Source organism: Pseudomonas sp. LF-5, assembly GCF_037626295.1.
GTDB lineage: Bacteria > Pseudomonadota > Gammaproteobacteria > Pseudomonadales > Pseudomonadaceae > Aquipseudomonas > Aquipseudomonas monsensis.
The window spans coordinates 1,439,516-1,460,887 of sequence record NZ_JARKMT010000001.1; the positions used below are offsets into that span (position 1 = coordinate 1,439,516).

Here is a 21,372-nt window from a genome sequence, read left to right on the forward strand (position 1 = left end):
CGGCACACTGGATGGCCGGTATTGCGGTGCGCTTGCTTCTTGCGCGAAGGCGTCCAGAATCAATCACAGCGCGAATGACAAAGATTGCCAGGCCGCTCCGCAATCAGCACTCTGCTACGACTTTCGCGAACCAACCCCGCCGACGATCTCAGGAGCCGCGCAATGCCCGCCACCGTTCTGGTACTGGTTGAAACCATCAATGACTATCTGCCGATTCTCGAACATCAGGGCTTTCACCTGATTCTCGCGCCGACGCCGGCCGAACGCGCGCAGGCCATCGCCAGCCAGGGTAGCCGCATCGACGCCGTATTGACCCGCGGGCCACTGGGCCTGACCGCCGAAGAAATCGCCGCCCTGCCCGCGCTGAAGATCATCACGGTGATCGGCGCCGGTTACGAGCAGGTCGATCTGCAAGCCGCCAGTGACCGCGGGATTACCGTCACCAATGGCGCCGGGGTCAACGCCTCGTCGGTGGCCGACCACGCCATGGCCATGCTGCTGGCGCTGGTGCGGGATATTCCGCGCTGCGATGCGGCGGTGCGCCGGGGCGAGTGGCCAAAGATCATGCGCCCGTCGCTGGCGGGCAAACGCCTGGGGGTTCTCGGCCTCGGCGCGGTGGGCATGGCGATTGCCAAACGCGCCCACCTGGGCTTCGACATGGCAATCAGTTACCACAGCCGCCAGGTGCGCACTGACGTGCCCTACGCCTTTTGCTCGACCCCGACCGATCTGGCAAGAGCCTCGGATTTTCTCGTCGTCGCCACTCCCGGCGGCATCGGCACGCAATCGCTGGTCACGCGCGCGGTGCTCGATGCCCTCGGGCCGAAAGGCTTTATCGTCAATATCGCCCGCGCCAGTGTGATTGCCACGGCAGATCTGATCGCCGCCCTCGAGCAACGGCGCATTGCCGGCGCCGCACTGGACGTGTTCGATCATGAGCCACAAGTGCCCGACGCGCTGAAAACCCTCAGCAACGTGTTGCTCACGCCACATGTCGCCGGGTTGTCACCGGAAGCCACCCAAGGCACGGTGGAACTGGTGGGGAAAAACCTCGTGGCGTTTTTCTCCGGGCAACCGGTGCTGACCCCCATCGCCCTGCCGCCGCGAATCTCCAACCAGCGCGTGCACTAGAGCACGCCAAGCAAGGTCCACAGGCGTCGCGATTCGGCATCGGCGGAGATCAATTCACCGAGCAGTTCGCTCAGCGGCTTGTTGCCCCACTCGACCCCGCGCCGGATCAGATACGGCACCGGGCTGTGGGGTTCGGTACGGGCCAGGTATTCGGCAATCAGCAGCAATTGCCGGTAAGCCTCCTCACGGCTGGCCGGTTCGCGGAATACCTGCGCAACCGGCGCCTGCGCTTCAGGCTGTGCCACAGCGGGCGGTGCTTCGGCGAGCGGCGGTGGCGGCGCCGGTTGTTGTGGGTGCATGGCGATAAACTCCTGAACCAGCGTCAGCAGCGCTTGAATGGTTTCCTGCAACGGCCGCAACCCTGGGCCCTGTTCGCCCAGATAGGCGTCGCTCCAGATGTCGAGCCGTTGCAGATGTTGCAGGCTCAGCAGCAGATTGCCCTGGGTGCGCAGCCAAAAGGCCAACGGCGTGGCGCGGATCTGTTCGTTGAGTTTCTTCTGTTCGTTGCGCGCGGTTTCCGCCGAGCTCTTGGCATTTTTACTGTCGTTGACCTGTACCTGCTGCAGCTGCAAGCGCCGCCATACCTCAAGGGTGCAGCTCTCGAAATCACTGTTACGGGTGCCGAACAATGGCACCCGCGTCAGCAGGATTTCACTGTAACGCCGCACCAGCCATTCCAGCGGGATGACCCGCCAGGACTGATCGCCGTCCTCGGCCTGCGGGTGTAGATGCTCGGGAAAGCGTTCGCACAACCCGGCGATCAACGCCAGGCTGCCGGGCAGTCCATCCAGCGCTTGCAGGTGCAGCCACGCCTCGCCCAGCCAGGCGCTGAGCATCAGGTCCTTGCTGCGTTCCAGCAATAACGTTGTCGTGAGTTTCTCCACTTCCGGCCAGTTCGCCCGCTTCAGCGTCGACTGCCAGACCCCGGTCGGCAAGCTCGCATCATCTTCGCGACGCAGATCACGCAACTGATCAAACTCGCGTTCATAACGCAAATCGACGCCACACGGCGCTTCGCCGCTGATCGGTGCGAGCAACTGATCAATCAAGTCCGGCAGTTGGGTTAATGGCAGGCTCACAGGCCCTCCTTCTGCGTTTCAATGGCGGCCGTGGTGCCGGTGAACTGGAACGGTGAACGCGGTGCGCGGGTCGGCAGCGGCGCAATCGCCAGCGGCAGTTTCGAGCCCTGACTCATCAGCGACAGCCGCACGTACATCCGCGTGAATTCGCTGGTGACGCTGTCTGTCGAGGCCGTCACCGGCAGGCGCAAGGTCAATGGAAAATCGGTGTAATCCATGCTCGGCTGACGCTGCACAGAGAAGTGCGCACGCATCATGCGCAGCAACGACCACGGCCCGCCGTATTCCCAACCGGCTTCCAGATCACGCACCACCAGGTTCGGTTGCAGCGGATCGTTGACTGGACGTTCCTTGCCGTTGCGCGCCCAACGCAGGGTCAGGCGAACAGGCTGGCCGACCATCCAGCGCAGGTTCGGTTGTTCGGCGGCGGGATAGTTGATCTGCTGACTGCCGGCGAGCAGCCCCCAGGCAATCACCTGATCGGCGCCCTTTTCGTCCTCGCGATCGGTACGCCAGCGCACATCAAGTTCAACGCCGAGAATGCCACTCTTGTCGCGCACGAACAGCGGCGTCAGCCACGTGCTGGCCTGCTTCAAGCGGTTGAGGAAGTCTTCTGCCGCCTGGCGTTCGGGGTTCTGGCTCAGCACCAGCCCGGCCTGGGCCACCGGCAGGCGTTTGTCGATGATCTCGAGAAAATGCTGGACCCGCGCCGGGTCGGCATCCTGCGCCTGCACGCCGTTGGCGAAGGGGAAGCGATCGGCCAGGTACTGATTGAAGTAATTGGCCAGTTCATTCCACGCCGCCGCAGCCTGCTGTTGCTGCAGGTACTGGCAACGCTGCATGGCCGACTGCTGCAATTCCACCGCACGCATCGCCAGGGTCCCGCGGCCAGCAGCAAGGTTGGCGGTCTGCAGGACCTGCACGCAGGAGGCGGTGTCCATCTCGATGAAATCGCGGCTGACCAGTTGCTCGATCTGCGCCGGTGAACTCGCCGGGTTCGCCTCCTTGTACTTGAGCAATTCGTCATTGAGTGCGCTGAACTGGGTGACCCGCTCGTAATCCAGCGCCGACAGATTGCCCTGTTGGGCCATCAACCACTGCAATGCCGACGTGCGCCGTTCGGTGATGCCGAGCATGGTGTTGAACTGCTGCTTGAGGCTCAGCTTCAAGTCCTGCACATCGTTCGCGCCATAGAGTTGCAGGCCGAGGTTTTTCGAGCCGTCCCACTGGCTGATTTCGGTGCGCCCGCCAAACAGCGGTTGCGCGGTGATTTCATCCAGACCGCCAACGATTTGCGCCAGTGCCCGACGATTGAGAGCGCCTTGCAGCCGCGCAGCAAGATCGTTGCGATGCACTTCGACAAAGGCCTTTTGCAACGCCATCGCCTGCTCGGCCTGTACATTGAACACCGCATAAGGATGCATTTGATCGTCGTGATCCTTGAGGCTCAGCCACATCGCCTGCGCGGCAGCACTTTCGGCGGTTTGCAGCAAGGCTTCGCGATAAGCCGGCGGAATGCGCGGCAGTTCTTCGGCGATGTAACTCTTGTAACTGGAGAAGTAGTTCAACGAGGTGTTGAGGTCATCGCCATCCACGGTCTGGCCTCGCAGATTGGCGCTGTCCTGACTGGCGCGCAGAGCGACCGAAACGAAGTCACGTTTGAACAGCGCCTGCACCGCGTTGTCGAGTTTGACCACATGTTCCTGCAACGCCAGTTGCCCACTGCCCTGCTGGATCAGCAAGTTGCCGCGTGAGCCGACCTGGGCGATCCACTGATCGCGGAAACTTTGCTGCAACTTGCTCGCCTGGGCCTCCAGTTGCTGCTCGACGGCAGGGCCAAGCAAGATGCTTTTGTGCACCTTGTCGAGAAACTCTCGATAACCCGGCACCAGTTCCTGGCCTTTGCCGCGGCTCCAGGTGGAATTGGTCAGGGCGATCGCCGCTTGCAGGTCGTCGATCAGTGCCCGCAGGTCTTCCAGTTCGGTCAGGCTGTTGCCGCTGCCGGCCTCCAGTTGCTCCAGGTGCAGCTTGAGATATCCGGCCTTGCTGACGAAGTTGTCGGCGAGGAAGTACTGATCGAGCCAACGCTCCATCAGCCCGGTAAAGTGGCTGGTGATCAAGGGCCGCTCGACGCTCAGATCCAGCGCTTGCAAGTCGCCGCCATCCCCCGCTGCCAGCAGGCGGTTGTAGTACGCCGCATGGGGCAAGGTCGCCGCGTTGAGATTGAGCGACAGCGCGCTGTTGCTCAGTTTCACCAGGTCATCCAGCGGCGCCCGTTGATTGTTCTGGACCTCCCCGAACAATTGGTTCTGCAACTCGAGGCGCAGCGCGCGGTCGACCAGATCGCTCGCCTTCTGATAGTTCTGCCACTGCGCCGGGTCTTCGCTTTCGAGGCTGCTGCGTCGGTCGGTGGCGCGGATCGCCTTGATCCTGTCCAGTTCGTCGACCAGCCACTCGTGCAGAGGCACGAGCATGTGGCGTTGCGTTGACTTGAACACCTCTTGTTCGAGCTGAGTGTCGAGGGAGGAAAACCACGAGGTCGGAAACGCCAGCGACACATAGTGCCAGTGCGGTGCGCGCTCCAGCACCCGCCAGAAACTCTGCACGTTGCGCCGGGTCGGCTCGAGCCGATGTGCGTCATCGGTGACCGCCACGTAGCTCTTCTGCGCACCCTGCATCAGCCGCGCCAGCTCGTGGGCATCCTTGACCGACTGGTGCCAGACCCACAGCATCGCCACCGCCCAGATCACCCCGACCACCAGCGCCACCCCGGCGGTCAGCCGTTGCCAGCGCTGACGCAGGCGCAACAGGCGCGGCACCCCTTGCGCCAGGCCCCGTTCGCCGACCAGACGCTGACGCCACAACTGGCGCACGAACACACTTTGCTGCAAACCGCTGTCATCGGCGGAAAAACCGTCCCTGGCGTCCTCGCTCGCCTGACTCGCACTGAAGTACACCCCGCGAAAGCACGGCGCCTCACCCTGCGCGTTACCCTGAAAAACCGGCTCCAGCACACTCTGCAAACCACGGCGCAGGGTTTCCAGACGCTCGGGCAACGCATACAGATCGGCGCTCAGATGCCCGGACAAGGTGCCGATTTCGATCACTGCTTCAGCCACGGCACGATGAATACGATCCAGCGCCTGATCGCTCCACTGCCCTTGCCACACGGCATCGCGCGCGTAGGGCGACGACCAGCCCAAGGTGCGTTCACGAGCCTCATCGGGCAAGGCATCAATCAGCTCCTGAAACCCCGGCAACTCTTCAAGTCCCGTAACGATCACGTACACCGGCACGCTCAAGCCAAAGCGTTGCAGCAGATCAATGAAGCGGCGGCGTGCGGCCAGACCGAGGCTCGCTGCCTGCTCCAGATTGCTCAGGTGGCTGACCGGCACGGTCCAGATCACGCCGTCCAGTGGCCGTTTACTGCGCAGGCGCAGGATCAACCCGAGCAGCCGCCACCAGCCACCGCGTTGCAGATGCATGCCGTCGTCCGGCAAGAACAGCGCCTGCGGCACCACCAGCACCGCGCCCTCGGGGTCCGACCACCAACGACCGAACCACGCCGGTTTGTCGGTGGGTTGCAAATGCCATTCAGTGACCAGCTGCGTACCTTGAGTTTCATCGCCGAGCATCAGCAGCCACGGCATCTCATACCGATCGCGACTGCCCTGCTCCTGTTCCATATGGCGTACGGCCGCATAGAAACTGCGGATCGCCGCACCACTCTGGGTGCGCAGCCACCACACCGCCACAGCGATGATCACCAGCAGCAACAGCAACCCGACGACCCACGCGACAATCGTCAGGGTGCTCATGAGTCTTGCTCCGGCGTGGCCACGGAATCGGTCATTTGCAGCACCGGTTCCAGCTCGGAGCGAATGTCACGCCAGAGCAGCTGGCCGAACCCGGTCAACAGCAACACCATTGCCAGAATGCCCAGCGCCAGACGAAAGCCGTCCGGCAGCGCCGTGCGGACCGGCAACTGCAACGGCGCGGCCAGCGACGGTTGCACCAGTCGCTGACTGACATCGTCGTAAGTGGCGTCGTCCTGCCAGGCAAAGTTGAACAGCGCCAGCCGCCATTTCGCCAGCTGCGCCTGGCTGTGTTCGCCGCGCAGACGCCCGTGAAAGCCGAGAATCAGGCATTGCAAATACACGTTGGCCAGGTCGCGGGTGGTCGGTTGTTGTTCATCGAGCAGGGTTTGAATGGCCGCCGGCACTTGCTCGCCAGCCTGGCGACTGGAATACAGCCGCGACTCCAGTGGTTTGTCCTGCCACGCCGCTTGTCCCGGCCACGGGCTGAACAGCAGGGTTTCATCGACCAGTGCGACGAACGCGTACACCAGCGCCTTGACCTGCTCGGTCGCCGAGTCGCCGACCCGCGAATATGCCGTGCGCCACAGTCGCTGCGAAGCCTGGGTCGACAGTTCGACCACGGTGTCCACCAGCGCCGCTTCGTCCTCGCTGTCCTTGGGCAATTGTGCCCAATCCTGTTGCCATTGCTGCCACGTCTGGCGGAACGCGCTGCTCAACGGTGCGTCCTGCAACCCCAGGCTTGCGGCACTTCCCTGCGACATACGGCGTTCCTTGTGTGATCAGGCACTTTCACTGTTCTGGGCGACAAACAGCACCACCTGCCAGGGGCTGCTGGTCAGCTTCGCGGCAGGCGCGGCGATGGTCAGCGGCAGTTGTGCGTCGAACCAGGCGCCTTCGGCCGTGACCACAAACAGGCGCGTGTCATCGCCGACGCTGTAGGCCACTTGTTCGCTGCGACTCATCGCCTGATGGGGCAAACCGCTCATGCGCTGACGGCTGAGCAAGGCGATATGCGGCGCCGAAGCGATGATCGCGCCACGCAGCCAGTCGCCGGCAGCCTGCTCGCTGGCGCCGTTGGGCATGCGCAGGCCGATGACCAGACGCTGGCTCGGCTGCTCGTCGGGCAACTGGATCGAAAAGTGCTGTTCACTGCGTTCGAATGGCAGGCTGCGATAACCGGCACGGATCAGTTCCAGGGTGGTTTCCAGCCACTGCAACACGGCGTCGTAACCGCGCTGTAACTCAAGAAAATCCAGCGGCACAAACGCCGGCACCCCGGCCAGCGGATCAAGCGCCGACCACGCGCCAGCCAGACCGAGCAAGTGCACGTAGAGACTTTGCGGGTGGGCGATGCGGCTGTTGAGTGCGCCTTCGACTTCCGGCAGACGCGCCCACAGTGCGGTCAACTGGCGACGGATTTCCAGGGCATCGTCCTGATTGCCGGCCTGTTGCGCCTGACGCAAGCGGCCACCAAGAAACAGGCACTTCTCCCGCGCCCGCGCGCAGAGTCCGGCGATGCGGCGGCCCAGTGGCGACTCCGGCAACAGCAGCGGCGTCGGTGCGGTGTAGGTCAGCGGCAAAAAACCACCACCCTCCTTGCGGATCTTCAACAGCGGCAGGCAGATCGAATCCGCCTTGTTCAGTTGCGTGCACAGCCGTGGGTTGGGTCGCCAGACCGTGATCGACTCAGGGAATTCGCCGCTGGTGAGGTCCGGCAAGGCCTCGCCGACCACCGACTGCAAACGGCCCTTGAGCGGCAGCAATTGCCCGGCGCGCCACATCGGGCTGATCGCCAGATACACGGTGACGGTGGCATCGTCGGTGGTGTCGATCGCGGTGCTGACGTCCAGCTCCAGGGTCGGGCCGATCCCGGCCTGCAAGTCCACCGGCAAACCGTCGGGCAGAGTGCCTTGCAGCGACACCACCCGCACCACGCCTGCGCTCAGCGCCGACGGGTCGAATTCCATATGGCTGACGCCCCAGAACCACGGGTTGCACGCCTGCGCCAGATGCGCCCCGAGCGCTTCGGCCCGCAGCCCTTGCAACTGAAAATGCTGCGGCAGCAATTGCATGCCTTCGTGCCAGCAAACCGCGTCAGGTAGCAGACTCATACGACTCCCTTCGACTACGCCGCGATCCGGCGGCAGCGGTGGTGTTTCAGTGCTCGGTGGGATTGACCAGCGTCATCTCGCGACTGTCGAATTTCAGCCACGCTTCGCTCTGGTCATCGAGGCGCAATCGGTGCGCTCCGGGTGTGTTATAGCTGGCGAAGACCAAAAGTCCAGCGGCCTTCTTGCCCCCCAGCGGGAAGGGTTGGCGGTCGATGAATTGTCCCGGCACCAGCTCCAGTCCCCACACGCTCATCAACTGACGATAGTCGCGCTGGTACTGCTCGCGTCCGGCAAACCACTGACTGGCGCTGATGCCCGAGAGTTGCTTGAGCAGATCCGGGTCGGCGACCGCAATGAAATCCACGGCAATCGGCGTGTCGTCATTGGCCTTCGGTGCGACGTCGAGGGTCAGGCTGTCGAGGTCCACCTTCGGCCCGAAGAAGGAACAGCCGGCCATGAGCGCAAACACCATCGCTACAAAAAAACGTCCGTACAAAATGAATTTTCCTTTTCCCGACCCTGTCCAAAAATGTTTTTTTGCTTGCATTTTTATAGACCTGTTCTAGCGTCTTGGGTAGTTCGGCTGCTACCGCCGAATGAGGAAGGTTTGTCAAAGGAACGACAGGTCATCTGCTCCCCTTTCTAACCTACGGTCCAGTAAGGGAAAGCGATGAACGGGCCTCCCGATGCATTGCGCCCGCCCAACGCATCGGAGTCCGCCGTCATGGCAGAAAGTACTCAGCACAAGCTCGACCGGGTGCGCCCGCCCCGGGTGCAAATCACCTACGACGTCGAAATCGGCAACGCCATCGAGAAAAAGGAATTGCCCCTGGTAGTCGGGATCCTCGCCGACCTCTCGGGCAAACCGCTTGAGCCATTGGCAAAACTGAATGAACGGCGGTTTACCGAAATCGACCGCGACAACTTCAACGAAGTGCTCGCCTCGATCGGCCCGCGCGCCACGCTGCAAGTCAACAACACCCTGAGCGGCGACGACAGCAAGCTCAACATCGAACTCAACTTCAAGCACATCGACGACTTCGATCCGGTCAAGGTGGTCGAGCAAGTCACGCCGCTGCGGCGCCTGTTCGAGGCCCGCCAGCGTCTGCGCGATCTGCTGACCAAACTCGACGGCAACGATGATCTGGACAAGCTGTTGCGCGACGTGATCGCCAACACCGAAGGCCTGCAAGAGATCAAGTCGGCCCGCCCGGACACCGCTACCCCGGCAGCTGATGCCGAGGCGCCGGCCGAACCGCAAGCCTGATCATCCACTTAACCGAGGGAGCATCCGTCATGCCCGCCGCCGCCCAGAATCAAGCCAGCGACAATGCTGCAGCCGAGACTTTATCCCTGCTCGACCGGATCATCGCCGAAGGCCGCATGGCCCACGATGACAGTCAGCAGGATTACGCCCGCGACATGCTCGCGGAATTCGCCACCCAGGTGCTCGACGAAGGCATGGCCATCGACAAGGACACCGTGGCGATGATCAACGACCGCATCAGCCAGATCGACGAACTCATCAGCGCTCAGCTCAACGAGGTGCTACACCACCCCGACCTGCAAAAACTCGAAGCCTCGTGGCGCGGTTTGCACATGTTGGTGCAGAACACCGAAACCAGCACCCGCCTCAAGTTGCGCCTGCTGAACGTCACGCAGAAAGAGCTGCAGAACGATCTGGAGAAAGCCGTCGAATTCGACCAGAGCGCGCTGTTCAAGAAGATCTACGAAGAGGAATACGGCACCTTCGGCGGGCATCCGTTCAGCCTGCTGGTGGGTGACTACACCTTTGGTCGTCACCCGCAGGACATCGGCCTGCTGGAGAAACTGTCGAACGTCGCCGCCGCCGCGCACGCACCGTTCATTGCCGCCGCCAGTCCTCGGCTGTTCGACATGAACAGCTTCACCGAACTGGCGGTGCCGCGCGATCTGTCGAAAGTTTTCGAGAGTCAGGAACTGATCAAGTGGCGCTCGTTCCGCGAGAGCGAAGACTCGCGTTATGTGTCGCTGGTGCTGCCGCACTTCCTCCTGCGCCTGCCCTATGGCCCGGACACTTCACCGGTGGAAGGCATCAATTACGTCGAAGACGTCAACGGCACCGACCACAGCAAATACCTGTGGGGCAATGCCGCGTGGGCACTGTCGCAACGCATCACCGAAGCGTTTGCCAAGTATGGCTGGTGCGCGGCGATTCGCGGCGCTGAAGGCGGTGGTGCGGTGGAAGGCCTGCCGGCGCACACCTTCCGGACCAGCTCCGGCGACCTGTCGCTGAAATGCCCCACCGAAGTGGCCATTACCGACCGCCGCGAGAAGGAACTCAACGACCTCGGTTTCATCGCCCTGTGCCACAAGAAAAACAGCGACATCGCGGTGTTCTTCGGCGGCCAGACCACCAACAAATCCAAGGTCTACAACACCAACGAGGCCAATGCCAACGCGCGGATCTCGGCGATGTTGCCGTACGTGCTCGCAGCCTCGCGCTTCGCCCATTACCTGAAGGTGATCATGCGCGACAAGGTCGGCAGTTTCATGACCCGCGACAACGTGCAGACCTACCTCAATAACTGGATCGCCGACTACGTGCTGATCAACGACAACGCGCCGCAGGAAATCAAGGCGCAGTACCCGTTGCGCGAAGCGCGGGTGGATGTCACCGAGGTGGCCGGCAAGCCGGGGGCCTACCGCGCGACGGTGTTTCTGCGGCCGCACTTTCAGCTGGAGGAACTGACGGCGTCGATTCGCCTGGTGGCGACCTTGCCGCCACCGGTTGCTGCCTGACCTGCTGCCCCCGCCGCCCGTGCGGCGGGGGCCTGCCCTATATCTAGCGTGATACCTTTCAGGAGTTTCAAGCGATGGATGCAATCATTCTCGACCTCGGTGGCGACATCAAAGGCGACAGCCTGCTCGAGGGTTACAAGGACAAGATCGAAGTCATGTCCTACAGCCACAACGTGGCCATGCAGGTCACCAATGACGTCAGCAACTCGGAGCGCACGTCGGGCCGGCCACACATTGGTGAATTCACCCTGACCAAATTCGTCGACAGCTCAACGCCGTCGCTCAACGAATACTGCTGCGCGGGCAAACCGATTCCCGAAGCGAAGATCACCATCGGCCGCAATGCCGCCGAGGGCAGCGGGCAGTTGATGCCATTCATCATCTACACCCTGACCAATGTCGTGCTGTCCAACGTCAGTGTCAGCGGTGGCACCGGTGGCAAACCGGTGGAAACCCTGTCGCTGAACTTCACCAAAATCAAATGGGAACTCACCGCGCAGAAAGACGACGGCACCAAGGAAGGCACCGCCGGTACGGTCTGGGATCTGGCGGCCAACAAGGCCAGCAAGTAACCGGTCGCCCTGGCCATGGCTGGCACCGGGATCCGCGCGCCGCTGTTCGAACGCCTCGCGTCCAGCGAGGCCGAGGGCGCACGGGAGTTTGATCGGCAGGCGTTGCTCGACTCGGTGCATGCCGAGCTCGGGCGCCTGTTCAACACCCGTCGCGGCTCACGCCCACTGACCCGGCCGCCCAGCGTGATCGACTACGGCATCGCCGACTGGAGCGCCTTGCAACAACAGCGCAGCGATGACCGCCGGCAACTGGCGCGGGACATCCGCGAAGCCATCACCCATTTCGAACCGCGCCTGAAACTCGGCGAGGTGCAGGTCAATCCGGTGCCCGAACACCCGCAACAATTGAGCATTCGCCTGCTCGGCGAGTTGCGCAGTGGCCAGCAACACTGGCCGGTGGCGTTTGTCATCGAGCCCGGCGGCCAGGGCCTGGAGGTGCGCCATGAGCGACTCGATTGACGCGCAACTGCTCGATTACTACCAACGCGAACTGACCTGGCTGCGACACGCCGGCAGCCAGTTTGCCGAACGCTATCCGAAAGTCGCGCGGCGCCTGGAGTTGTCACCCGGTGAATGCCCCGACCCGCATGTCGAACGCTTGCTGGAAGGCTTTGCCCTGCTCGCCGCCCGTCTGCAACGACGCCTGGATGACGATTACGCCGAATTCAGCGACGCGCTGCTCGAACAGCTTTATCCCTTGGCCATGCGCCCGCTGCCCTCCTGCGCCATCGTCCAGTTCGAGCCGGACCCGAGCAAAGGCAATCTCGACGAAGGCTATCCCCTGCCCCGCGACACGCCATTATTCGTCACCACCGACAAGGGCCAGAGCATTCACTTTCGCAGCACGGCTGCCGTGCACTTGTGGCCTGTCGAAGTGACTGAAGCCTTGATCCTCGGCAGTGACGAAGCCCAGGCGCTGACGGGTGTTGCACAGTCGCGCTCGGCCTTGCGCCTGAGCCTGCGTTGCCTGGGCGAAAGCCAATGGGCGGGGCTCGGCATCGAACAGTTGCGCATTCACCTGGCAGCGTCGCCGGTGATCAATGCCTGCCTCTATGACTTGCTCGGTGCCCATGCGATGCAGGTTCTGGCCGGCTCACCGGGCAGCGTTCCGACGCCGCTGAAAGGTCTGCCGCAGATTGTCGGATTTGCCGACGACGAAGCGCTGTTACCCGACGAAGACGGTGTGCATCCGGGCATGCGCCTGCTGGCCGAATACTTTGCCTTTGCGGACAAATTCCACTTCTTCGACCTGCCCTTGCGCGGCGTGACCAGCGACAGCCAGACGCTGTATCTGTACATCGTCTTCGACCGCGCACCGGGCAGTCGCGTGCATTTGCAGGCCAGTGATATCGCCCTCGGTTGCGCGCCGGTGATCAACCTGTTTCCGCGGACCTCCGAGCCGCTGCGTCCCGATGGGACCCACAGCGAATACCGCCTGATTGCCGACAGCCACCGCGAGAACAGCGTGGAGATCCACAGCATTCGCGGCATGCGCGCCAGCTCTAGCGCGGGGGTGCAACGCTTGCCGGCCTACTACGGCAGTCAGCACAGCGGTGGCGATCAGCAGCGTTACTGGCATGCACGACGGGTCAGCGGCATGACACCGAACCGCCTCGGCAGCGACCTGTTGGTCAGCGTGGTCGACACCCGCTTCGAGCCGCAGACGGATTTGCCTGATTACAGCCTCACCGCCGAACTGCTCTGCACCAATCGCCACCTGGCGCAAAGCCTGCCGGCCGGCACACCGTTGGGATTCGAGCGCCCGGGACCGGTGGCCTGGGCACGTCTGCGCAACCCGCCCAGTCCACAAAGTCTGCCACGGCTGGACGGTGATTCACGCTGGCGGCTGGTGTCGCAACTGACCCTCAATCACCTGTCACTGGTCGAAGGCCCACAGGCGCTCGATGCGCTGAAAGAAATTCTGCAGTTGCACAACCTGCGCGATGAAGCCAGTGCCCTGCGCCAGATCGAAGGCCTGTTGAGCCTGCATGCCGAGCGGATCATCGGTCACGTCGGGGCTGACGCCTGGCGCGGTTGGCGCAATGGTCTGGAGGTGCAAGTGCAGCTCGATCCGCAGCACTTTGTCGGCAGTAGCGCGGTGTTGTTTTGCGCCGTGCTGGCGCAGTTCTTTTCGCTGTACGCCACGGCCAATCGCTTTGTGCGCACGGTATTGATACAGGACGACAAGGAGGTCAAGGCATGGCAACCCCAAGCCGGCATGCCCCTGTCGCTCTGACCCTGAGCCAGCGTCTGCGCCGCGATCCGCAGGCGTTCGAGTTGTTGCAGGCGCTGTTGCTGCTGGAACGCGAACAGCCGCAGGCCGAATCCCTCGGCAGCGGCACTTCGCCCCAGGCCGAAGCGGTGAAACTGCGTGGGCCGTTGACGCCGATGTTCGCCGCCAGCCAGATCGAAAGCCTGCGCGAAGCGCCGGGCGAGCCGCTGACCCTCGACACGCCGGTGTTCGGCCTCGGCGGTCCCGACGGCCCCCTGCCCTACGCCTATCAGGAATGGCTGCAACAACGCGCCCGGGCCAAGGATCATGCGCCGGCCGAGTTCCTCGATCTGTTCCAGCATCGCCTGCTCAGCCTGCTGTACAAGGTGATGCGCAAACACCGGATAGCCTTGGGTTTCGTCACGCCGGGAGCGTCGCCGGTGCAGGCGCAATTGCGCGCACTGACCGGGTTGTTACCCAAGTCGTTGCAGGAGCGCCAGGCCGTGCCGGATTGCGCGGTGCTGGCCTGCACCGCGTTGTTCGCCGATGGCCGCCGGTCGCTGGCCGGGTTCGCGGCGATTGTCCGCGAACAGTTTGCCGTGCCGGTCGCGCTGAGTGCCTACGAAGGTGCCTGGCGCGAAATTCCAATGGCCAGCCGCAGCCTGATGCAGGCCGGCGGCCGCAACCTGCAATTGGGCCGTACAGCGGTGGCCGGCACGCGGGTCTGGGATGAGCACGCCGGCATTCGCCTGACACTCGGGCCATTGCCGTCGGCGCAGGCCGCACGGTTCCTGCCCGATGGCGAAGTGCATCCGGCGCTGGCCAGCCTTGCCGCGTTGTATTTCGGCCCGGATCTGGACGTGAAACTGGTGTTGCTGGTGCGCGGTGCCGGGCCGCTGAAACTCGGCCGGCAGGTGCCGACGCTGCTGAGCTGGAACGGCGGCCTGCAACGCCAGGCCAGCCTTGCCGTGCAACGCATCGAAACCCGTCTGCGTCAGCTGGAGATCACCTGAAAATGGAACTGGCCAGCCTGATCGGACGCCTCAACCCGGACAACCGCCGCGCCCTCGAACGCGCCGCGCAACGCTGTTTGCAGCGCGGCCATCACTTTGTCGAGATCGAACACCTGTTGCTGGAATTGCTCGACATCGAGGGTGGCGACTTTGCTTTTCTGCTGCCGCGTTTCGGGCTGGAACGGGATGCGCTGAGTGCGGAAATCAACAAGGCACTCGACCTGTTCAAGGCCGGCAGCACGCGCACGCCAGCGCTGTCATCGCACACCTTGGGCCTGCTCGAAGATGCGGTGGTGCAGGCCAGTGTGCTGGGGCTCGACAGCATTCGTTCGGGGTTGTTGTTGCTGGCACTGATTGACCGTGATGAGCGCCGCAGTCTGCTGCTCAACAGCGCCTCGTCGTTACTGCGAATTCCCAAAGAAGCGCTGCGGGCGAACTTGCTGGAGTGGACCGAAAACTCCCGTGAACATGTCGGCCCGCGTTCCGCGGCTTCCTCTGGAAATCCTGCGCCACGACAGGATTCGGTGCTGGATCAATACACCCAGGATCTGACCGCCGATGCCCATGCCGGGCGCATCGACCCGATCGTGGGTCGCGATGGCGAAATCCGTCAATGCATCGACATCCTGCTACGTCGCCGGCAGAACAACCCGATTCTGGTCGGCGCACCGGGCGTGGGCAAAACCGCCGTGGTCGAAGGCCTGGCCTTGCGCATCGCCGCCGGTGACGTGCCGCCGTCGTTGCAGGAGGTCAGCCTGCGTGTGCTCGACCTAGGCCTGTTGCAGGCCGGCGCCGGGGTCAAAGGCGAGTTCGAACAACGGCTCAAAGGCGTGATCGACGCGGTCCGCAGTGCCGACAAACCGATCATCCTGTTCATCGACGAAGCCCACACCCTGATCGGTGCCGGCGGTGCCGAGGGTGGCAGCGATGCGGCCAACCTGCTGAAGCCGGCGCTGGCCCGTGGCGAGTTGCGCACGCTCGCGGCCACAACGTGGATGGAGTACAAAAAATACTTCGAGAAAGACCCGGCCCTCGCCCGTCGTTTTCAACTGGTGCAGGTGGAAGAGCCGGACGAAATCACCGCCGTGGAAATGCTCCGTGGCGTAGCCGCCAAACTTGAACAGCACCACGGCGTGCAAGTGCTCGATGCGGCGATCCACGAAGCGGTGAAACTTTCGCACCGCTACATCTCCGGTCGCCAGTTACCGGACAAGGCCATCAGCGTGCTCGACACCGCGTGTGCCCGAGTCGCCCTCGGCCAGCACGATGTGCCGCCGCCGCTGGAAAGCCTGCGTCATCGGCAAAACAGCCTCAAGAACGAAGTCGAACGCCTGCGCCGCGAGCAAGCCACAGGCCTCGATCACCGCGAACGCATCACCCTGCTGGAAAGCGAATCGCAGGGCAACGTGCAGGCGATCCGCGAACTGGAAACCCGCTGGAGCGAAGAACGCGTGGCCGTGCGCGAACTGCTCGACACACGCCGCGAATTGCTCGACTTGAGCGAACGCGCCGACAGCGACAAACCCGATGAAGCCACCGACAGCCGCATCGACCACCTGGCCGCCGAACTGCTGCGCCTCGAGGCGGGACTGGACGCGATTCGCCAGGACGATCCGCTGGTGCCCGAACAGGTCGACGCAAAAACCGTCGCTGCGGTGATCGCCGGCTGGACCGGCATCCCCGTTGGCAAAATGCTCGCCGACGAAGCCCACGCCGTACGCACCCTCGGCACCCGCATGGGTCAACGGGTGATGGGCCAGAGCACCGCGCTCAACACCATTGCCCAGCGCTTGCAGGCGTATCGCGCCGGTCTGACCGATCCACAGAAACCGGTCGGTGTGTTCCTGCTGGTCGGCCCCACAGGCGTAGGCAAAACCGAAACTGCGTATGCACTCGCCGACGCCTTGTATGGCGGCGAACGCAACCTGATCAGCATCAACCTTTCCGAATATCAGGAAGCCCACACCGTCAGCCAACTCAAAGGCGCGCCACCCGGTTATGTCGGTTATGGCAGCGGCGGAGTGCTGACCGAAGCGGTGCGACGCAAACCGTATTCGGTGGTGCTGCTGGACGAAATCGAGAAGGCCCATCCGGATGTGCTCGAAGCGTTCTACAACGTTTTCGACAAGGGCTTGATGGAGGATGGCACCGGCTTGGTGGTGGACTTCAAAAACACTGTGATGCTCGCCACCAGCAACGTCGGCGCGGAGCTATTGCTGGATACACCCGCCGCGCAACTCGGCTCGGATGCCTTCAACGAGGCACTGCACAAAGTCCTCTTGCAAGCCTTCCGCCCGGCGTTTCTGGCGCGCATGACCGTGGTCGCCTATCGACCGCTGGATGAAGCGACGCTGGAGGGGATTGTGTTGGCGAAACTGGAAAAACTGCGGGGCCGTTACAAGGCGGCAACGGGCAAACAGTTCGAGTTTGATTCGGGAATCGTTAAAGCGGTACTCGCCAAGTGCAGCGCGGCGGGTGCGCGGGATGTCGAGAACGTGTTGATGACGCAGGTGACAGGGAAACTGGCGGAGTGGGTTTTAGAGTGAACGACACAGGAAAAGCTGCGTCGCGCCCTTTCTCGTAAGTGTTCGACTTCTTTGCAGGTATTCGCGATGCCCTACAAAATTCTTATATGGAATACGCAGCACTTCCATAACCAGAGCAAAAAAGAATCAGAGGCATACCAGGCAAAGGCCGCTTACCTGAGCAAAGTATTGCTGCTCAAGCGGCCCGATATTCTTGCACTCTTTGAAACGGGCACGACCGGGGCGCCCAATGTCAGCGCAGAGAAGTTGCTGGAATCGCGCGGATACCGGTTGGTGCATGCGCTGGACAACGAGGGCGGCGCGCGAATCGACACGACTTTAGGTTCGATGGTGTTCGTGCGCAATGAACTGGCAGGAGCCTTCGAGATGCTCTCCGACTACATACTGGGCGCTTCCGAGCGGCGCGCACCGATCGTCATACGACATAAATACAATGGCGACGCCCTGGCCTTCTATCATGCCAACTCATCTTATAAGGCGGCCGAAATCACGGCCGAAACCATCAACTTTATCGTTGCCAACAAGCGTGAAAAATTTCGCGAACTGATTTTCTTCGGCGGCGACCTGAATGCCGAGCCTCACGAGAATCACAAGGAAATCAGGCCTCCCGAGCACAGACCGCTGAAGCCCGTCCCACCCGCCACAGCCGGCACCCATATTCAGATCACCAACAAGACGCTCAAGGAGGCCAGACTGGATTGGCGCAACAATGTCGAGTATGTGTTCGACGACGAACAAGGCATTGATGTGCCTGTGCGTTCCCAGGAAAGCTGGAATACAAGCTATCGGTGGGATGAGGGAATCTGCGAGGACGAGTATGTTGCCACCCCTCGGGTTCTCGACTACGCCTACGTCACCGATACCTATCGCTGGAATTGCGAATGCGACGGCCGAGCGCAGTGCATCCCGAACGGTACCGGCGGTTATAAAGCCATCAGACGTATCAGTTATGGCGACGTAATTCGGAGCGACCACTTCCCGGTGTTTTACTTCGGCAAACGACATGATGAAGAAGCGACCTTTCTCGTGCATATCGCAGAAGATCCCTATCTGAGTGCCGCATTGAAAAACCGGCTCGGCGCCGGTGAGCAGCGGATAACCCTGCGTTTTGGCTCCTTCAAGTCTTCACCGGTAGAGATGGAAGCTCCGCTTGACGCTACGTATTGGGCCTGGACGAGCGCAAAGACTTTGCGGGTGACATCAACGAGCAATCTGACAGGGCATTTTCGCTTCAAGAAACAGATTGGCGTGACATGGCCGGCCATCATCGAATTTCCCGCCGTGTCCGGAGCAATCGGCAGCAGCGCAAAGCTCACGCTGTATGTAACGGGTATCGACTATGAATAGTTTTTCCCCTCTCGAGATTGCTCATGACTCGCTCGACTGACAGCAACACCACCCTCTCCCTCACCGCCCCCTCGCTGTCGGCGCTTTACCCTGAATCACTGTCCGGTGAAGAAGCGCTCAACTCACTCGGATCGCAAACCCTCAACGGCGTGAATGACGGCGCCTCTCTGACGCTGACCAATGCCATTGCCACCCACGTCACCACCACCCTGCACAATGACGCGCAACTGCGCCCGTTCGATGCGCTGGTTGCCGAAATCCGCCAACTGCCCGCCGATGCCACGGCCGAGCGCTACCAGTTGCTGTTAAGGCCGTGGCTGTGGTGGCTGACCCTGGCGAGCAATAACCGGGTGTTCCAGAACCTCGCCACTTCGGACATTGTCACGACGATTTTCAAGGCCCACGGCTTTACCGATTTCAAGCTGTCGCTGAGCGGCAGTTACACACCGCGCGAATACTGCGTGCAGTACGGCGAAACCGATTTCGCATTTGTTTCGCGGTTGCTGGAAGAAGACGGCATTTTCTGGTTTTTCACCCACGACAGCGGCAAACACACGCTGGTGCTCGGTGACAGCAACGACGCCTTCGTAGCGATCCCCAACGGGCCGAAGGTCAAGTATCTGGGTCAGGGAATGGGTGAGCGTGAGTTACACGGAATTCGCGCCGGGCAGGTGTGCCTGCAAGCGGTAGCCGGGGTGTATCGGGCCACGGATTACGAATTCACCACGCCGACCACATCGCTGTATGGCCAGGCGGAAGCGGTGGCCGGGCCGCGTTCGATCTACGAGCATCCGGGCGGTTACAACGCCAAGGCCCGGGGCGATGCGCTGACCAAGCAACGGATTGAGGGTTTGCGCAGCGAAGAGAAGCGTTTTGTCGGTGAAAGCGACTGTCGCTGGCTGGTGCCGGGGCACTGGTTCACCCTCGACGGGCATGAAGACGCGAGCCTGAATATCGACTGGGTGGTAACGCAGGTCACCCATGACGTCAGCCACGAACGCTATCGCAACCGTTTTGAAGCGATCCCCAAAGCCACGCCGTTCCGCGCGCAACGCACCACGCCGAAACCGCGCATGCATCCGCAGACCGCCATTGTCGTGGGCAAGTCTGGCGAAGAAATCTGGACCGACGAGTACGGCCGGATCAAGTTGCAGTTCCCGTGGGATCGCGACGGCAAGAACGATGAAACCAGTTCCTGCTGGGTGCGCGTGGTGTTGCCGTGGAGCGGCAAAGGCTTCGGCATGCAGTTCATTCCGCGCATCGGTCAGGAAGTCATCGTGACCTTTATCGACGGCGATCCCGACCGGCCGCTGGTCACCGGTTGCGTGTACAACGGCGACAACGCCCTGCCCTACGCCTTGCCGGCCAATCAGACCCAGTCGGGGATCAAGACGCAGTCATCCAAGGGTGGCGGTGGTTTCAACGAGCTGCGTTTTGAGGACAAGAAGGATGCCGAAGAGGTGTTTTTGCAGGCGCAGAAAGACCTGAAGATCAATGTCCTCAACGACACCACCGCCACCGTCGGCCACGACGAAACCCTCACCGTACAGAATGCACGCACCCGCACGGTCAAGGACGGCGACGAGACCGTGACCCTGGAGAAAGGCAAACGCAGCGTCACGATTCAAACCGGCAGCGACACCCTGGACGTCAAGGACAGCCGCACGGTGAAAGTCGGTGCCGATCAGAATCACAGCACCGGCGGCAACTACACCGACAAAGTCACCGGCGATTACAGCCTGACCGTCGACGGCAACCTGACGATCAAAGTCAGCGGCACCCTGACCCTGCAAAGTGGCGGCAGCTTCACCATCAAAAGTGGCGCCGATCTGGCCACGTCGGCCAGTACCTCGATCACCCACAAGGCCGGAACTGCCTTGACCAATCAGGCCGGTACATCGCTGGACAACAAGGCCGGCACCACACTGACCAACGATGCCGGGATAAGCCTGACCAACAAGGGCGCGGCTTCGCAGACTGTCGATGGTGGCGGCATGCTGACCATCAAGGGCGGGCTGGTGCAAGTCAACTGACAGGGAGCACTCATGGCGATCACACCGCTGGATCTGCAGCAGGATGACAAGCAGCTCAAGGGGCGTCTGCAGGACGGCCAGCTCGACGGGCCGCTGCAGATCAAGGATGACGGGCGCAAGCAGGCAGACCTCAACTACAGCGCCGGGGTGCTGCAAGGGACCTCCCTGCTCTATCACCCCAATGGCAAGGTCTCGGCGCAGATGCCATTTGTGCGCGACAAGGTGCAAGGCGTCGCGAGTTTCTTTTCCGCAGAGGGCTGGTTGCAACGCAAGGCGACCTACCGCCGTGGGTTACTGCATGGCGAGGCGTTCAATTACTTTCCTGACGGACAAGTGGCTGAGGCGGAGTTTTATCGCGATGGTGTGCGTGAGGGGCGTTATCAGCGCTTTCATCCCAATGGCAAACCGGCGGCCGAGGCGCGGTATGTGAACGGGCAGTTGCTGGAGCCGGAGCAAGGCTTTGCCGAGGATGGCCGGCCGCTGGGAGCGGATGGCAAGCCGATTTCGCGGGTGCGGTGGTGGTATCGGCAATGGGCGGATCCGCAGCAGACCTGAGAACCTTGAAAAGCCCCTCACCCTAACCCTCTCCCCGAGGGAGAGGGAACTGATCGGGGGAGATTGGCGAGTTACGCCGGCGTGAAAGGTATGCAGTGAATCCATCATCGACTCGGCCGCTCTGGTCGATGTATCGCGACAGACACCTTGGTCGGCTCACTCTCCCCGAGGGAG

At 62.2% G+C, this 21,372-nt stretch carries 16 protein-coding genes; 11 read left to right on the forward strand and 5 right to left on the reverse strand.

The features are described 5' to 3' along the window. Positions 1–162: 162 nt before the first annotated feature. Positions 163–1,131, forward strand: coding sequence for a 2-hydroxyacid dehydrogenase (locus PseuLF5_RS06435; RefSeq protein WP_128614400.1), 969 nt, complete (start codon positions 163–165; stop codon positions 1,129–1,131). Here the strand turns inward: PseuLF5_RS06435 and tssA are convergent. From tssA to PseuLF5_RS06460, 5 genes are read right to left on the reverse strand one after another with little or no spacing between them, the layout of a single operon-like run. After that, positions 1,128–2,210 (reverse strand): type VI secretion system protein TssA, encoded by a 1,083-nt coding sequence (gene tssA / locus PseuLF5_RS06440; RefSeq protein WP_340133201.1) that lies wholly within the window; start codon positions 2,208–2,210, stop codon positions 1,128–1,130. The two genes, PseuLF5_RS06435 and tssA, sit on opposite strands and share 4 nt — an antisense overlap. After that, positions 2,207–6,028 carry a type VI secretion system protein gene (locus tag PseuLF5_RS06445; RefSeq protein WP_340133202.1) on the reverse strand — a complete coding sequence of 1,274 codons (3,822 nt, stop codon included), beginning with the start codon at positions 6,026–6,028 and terminating at the stop codon, positions 2,207–2,209. The genes tssA and PseuLF5_RS06445 overlap by 4 nt, the downstream gene beginning before the upstream one ends. Continuing rightward, positions 6,025–6,789, reverse strand: coding sequence for a DotU/TssL family secretion system protein (locus PseuLF5_RS06450; RefSeq protein WP_340133203.1), 765 nt, complete (start codon positions 6,787–6,789; stop codon positions 6,025–6,027). The genes PseuLF5_RS06445 and PseuLF5_RS06450 overlap by 4 nt, the downstream gene beginning before the upstream one ends. 18 nt (positions 6,790–6,807) lie before the next feature. Continuing rightward, entirely contained in the window at positions 6,808–8,139 is a 1,332-nt protein-coding gene (tssK, locus tag PseuLF5_RS06455; protein WP_340133204.1) for a type VI secretion system baseplate subunit TssK, read from the reverse strand. A gap of 46 nt (positions 8,140–8,185) precedes the next feature. Next, complete coding sequence (locus PseuLF5_RS06460; RefSeq protein ID WP_128614472.1) at positions 8,186–8,611, reverse strand: type VI secretion protein; 426 nt, start codon at positions 8,609–8,611, stop codon at positions 8,186–8,188. Positions 8,612–8,863: 252 nt separating this feature from the next. Here PseuLF5_RS06460 and tssB point away from each other — a divergent pair, with 252 nt between their 5' ends. From tssB to PseuLF5_RS06510, 10 genes are all read left to right on the forward strand, one after another. Continuing rightward, the gene (gene tssB, locus PseuLF5_RS06465; protein WP_123467685.1) at positions 8,864–9,406 is read left to right on the forward strand and encodes a type VI secretion system contractile sheath small subunit; all 543 of its coding nucleotides are present in this window, start codon (positions 8,864–8,866) and stop codon (positions 9,404–9,406) included. A 29-nt stretch (positions 9,407–9,435) separates the two neighbouring features. Beyond that, complete coding sequence (gene tssC, locus PseuLF5_RS06470; protein WP_123467683.1) at positions 9,436–10,920, forward strand: type VI secretion system contractile sheath large subunit; 1,485 nt, start codon at positions 9,436–9,438, stop codon at positions 10,918–10,920. A gap of 74 nt (positions 10,921–10,994) precedes the next feature. Beyond that, on the forward strand, positions 10,995–11,492 hold the full coding sequence (locus PseuLF5_RS06475) for an Hcp family type VI secretion system effector (protein ID WP_123467681.1): 498 nt from the start codon (positions 10,995–10,997) through the stop codon (positions 11,490–11,492). Between the two features lie 15 nt (positions 11,493–11,507). Beyond that, positions 11,508–11,951, forward strand: coding sequence for a type VI secretion system baseplate subunit TssE (gene tssE, locus PseuLF5_RS06480; protein WP_123467679.1), 444 nt, complete (start codon positions 11,508–11,510; stop codon positions 11,949–11,951). Continuing rightward, positions 11,935–13,728 (forward strand): type VI secretion system baseplate subunit TssF, encoded by a 1,794-nt coding sequence (tssF, locus tag PseuLF5_RS06485; RefSeq protein WP_340133205.1) that lies wholly within the window; start codon positions 11,935–11,937, stop codon positions 13,726–13,728. Before tssE ends, tssF begins: the two co-directional genes overlap by 17 nt. Further along, positions 13,692–14,717 carry a type VI secretion system baseplate subunit TssG gene (gene tssG / locus PseuLF5_RS06490; protein WP_340133206.1) on the forward strand — a complete coding sequence of 342 codons (1,026 nt, stop codon included), beginning with the start codon at positions 13,692–13,694 and terminating at the stop codon, positions 14,715–14,717. Before tssF ends, tssG begins: the two co-directional genes overlap by 37 nt. Positions 14,718–14,719: 2 nt before the next feature. Next, a complete protein-coding gene (gene tssH, locus PseuLF5_RS06495) occupies positions 14,720–17,263 on the forward strand; it encodes a type VI secretion system ATPase TssH (protein WP_340133207.1) in 2,544 nt (847 codons plus the stop codon). 66 nt (positions 17,264–17,329) lie between these two features. Further along, positions 17,330–18,610, forward strand: coding sequence for an endonuclease/exonuclease/phosphatase family protein (locus PseuLF5_RS06500; RefSeq protein WP_186747647.1), 1,281 nt, complete (start codon positions 17,330–17,332; stop codon positions 18,608–18,610). A gap of 23 nt (positions 18,611–18,633) precedes the next feature. Then, on the forward strand, positions 18,634–20,643 hold the full coding sequence (tssI, locus tag PseuLF5_RS06505) for a type VI secretion system Vgr family protein (RefSeq protein ID WP_340133208.1): 2,010 nt from the start codon (positions 18,634–18,636) through the stop codon (positions 20,641–20,643). Positions 20,644–20,655: 12 nt separating this feature from the next. Further along, the gene (locus tag PseuLF5_RS06510) at positions 20,656–21,198 is read left to right on the forward strand and encodes a toxin-antitoxin system YwqK family antitoxin (protein ID WP_340133209.1); all 543 of its coding nucleotides are present in this window, start codon (positions 20,656–20,658) and stop codon (positions 21,196–21,198) included. Positions 21,199–21,372: the final 174 nt, after the last annotated feature.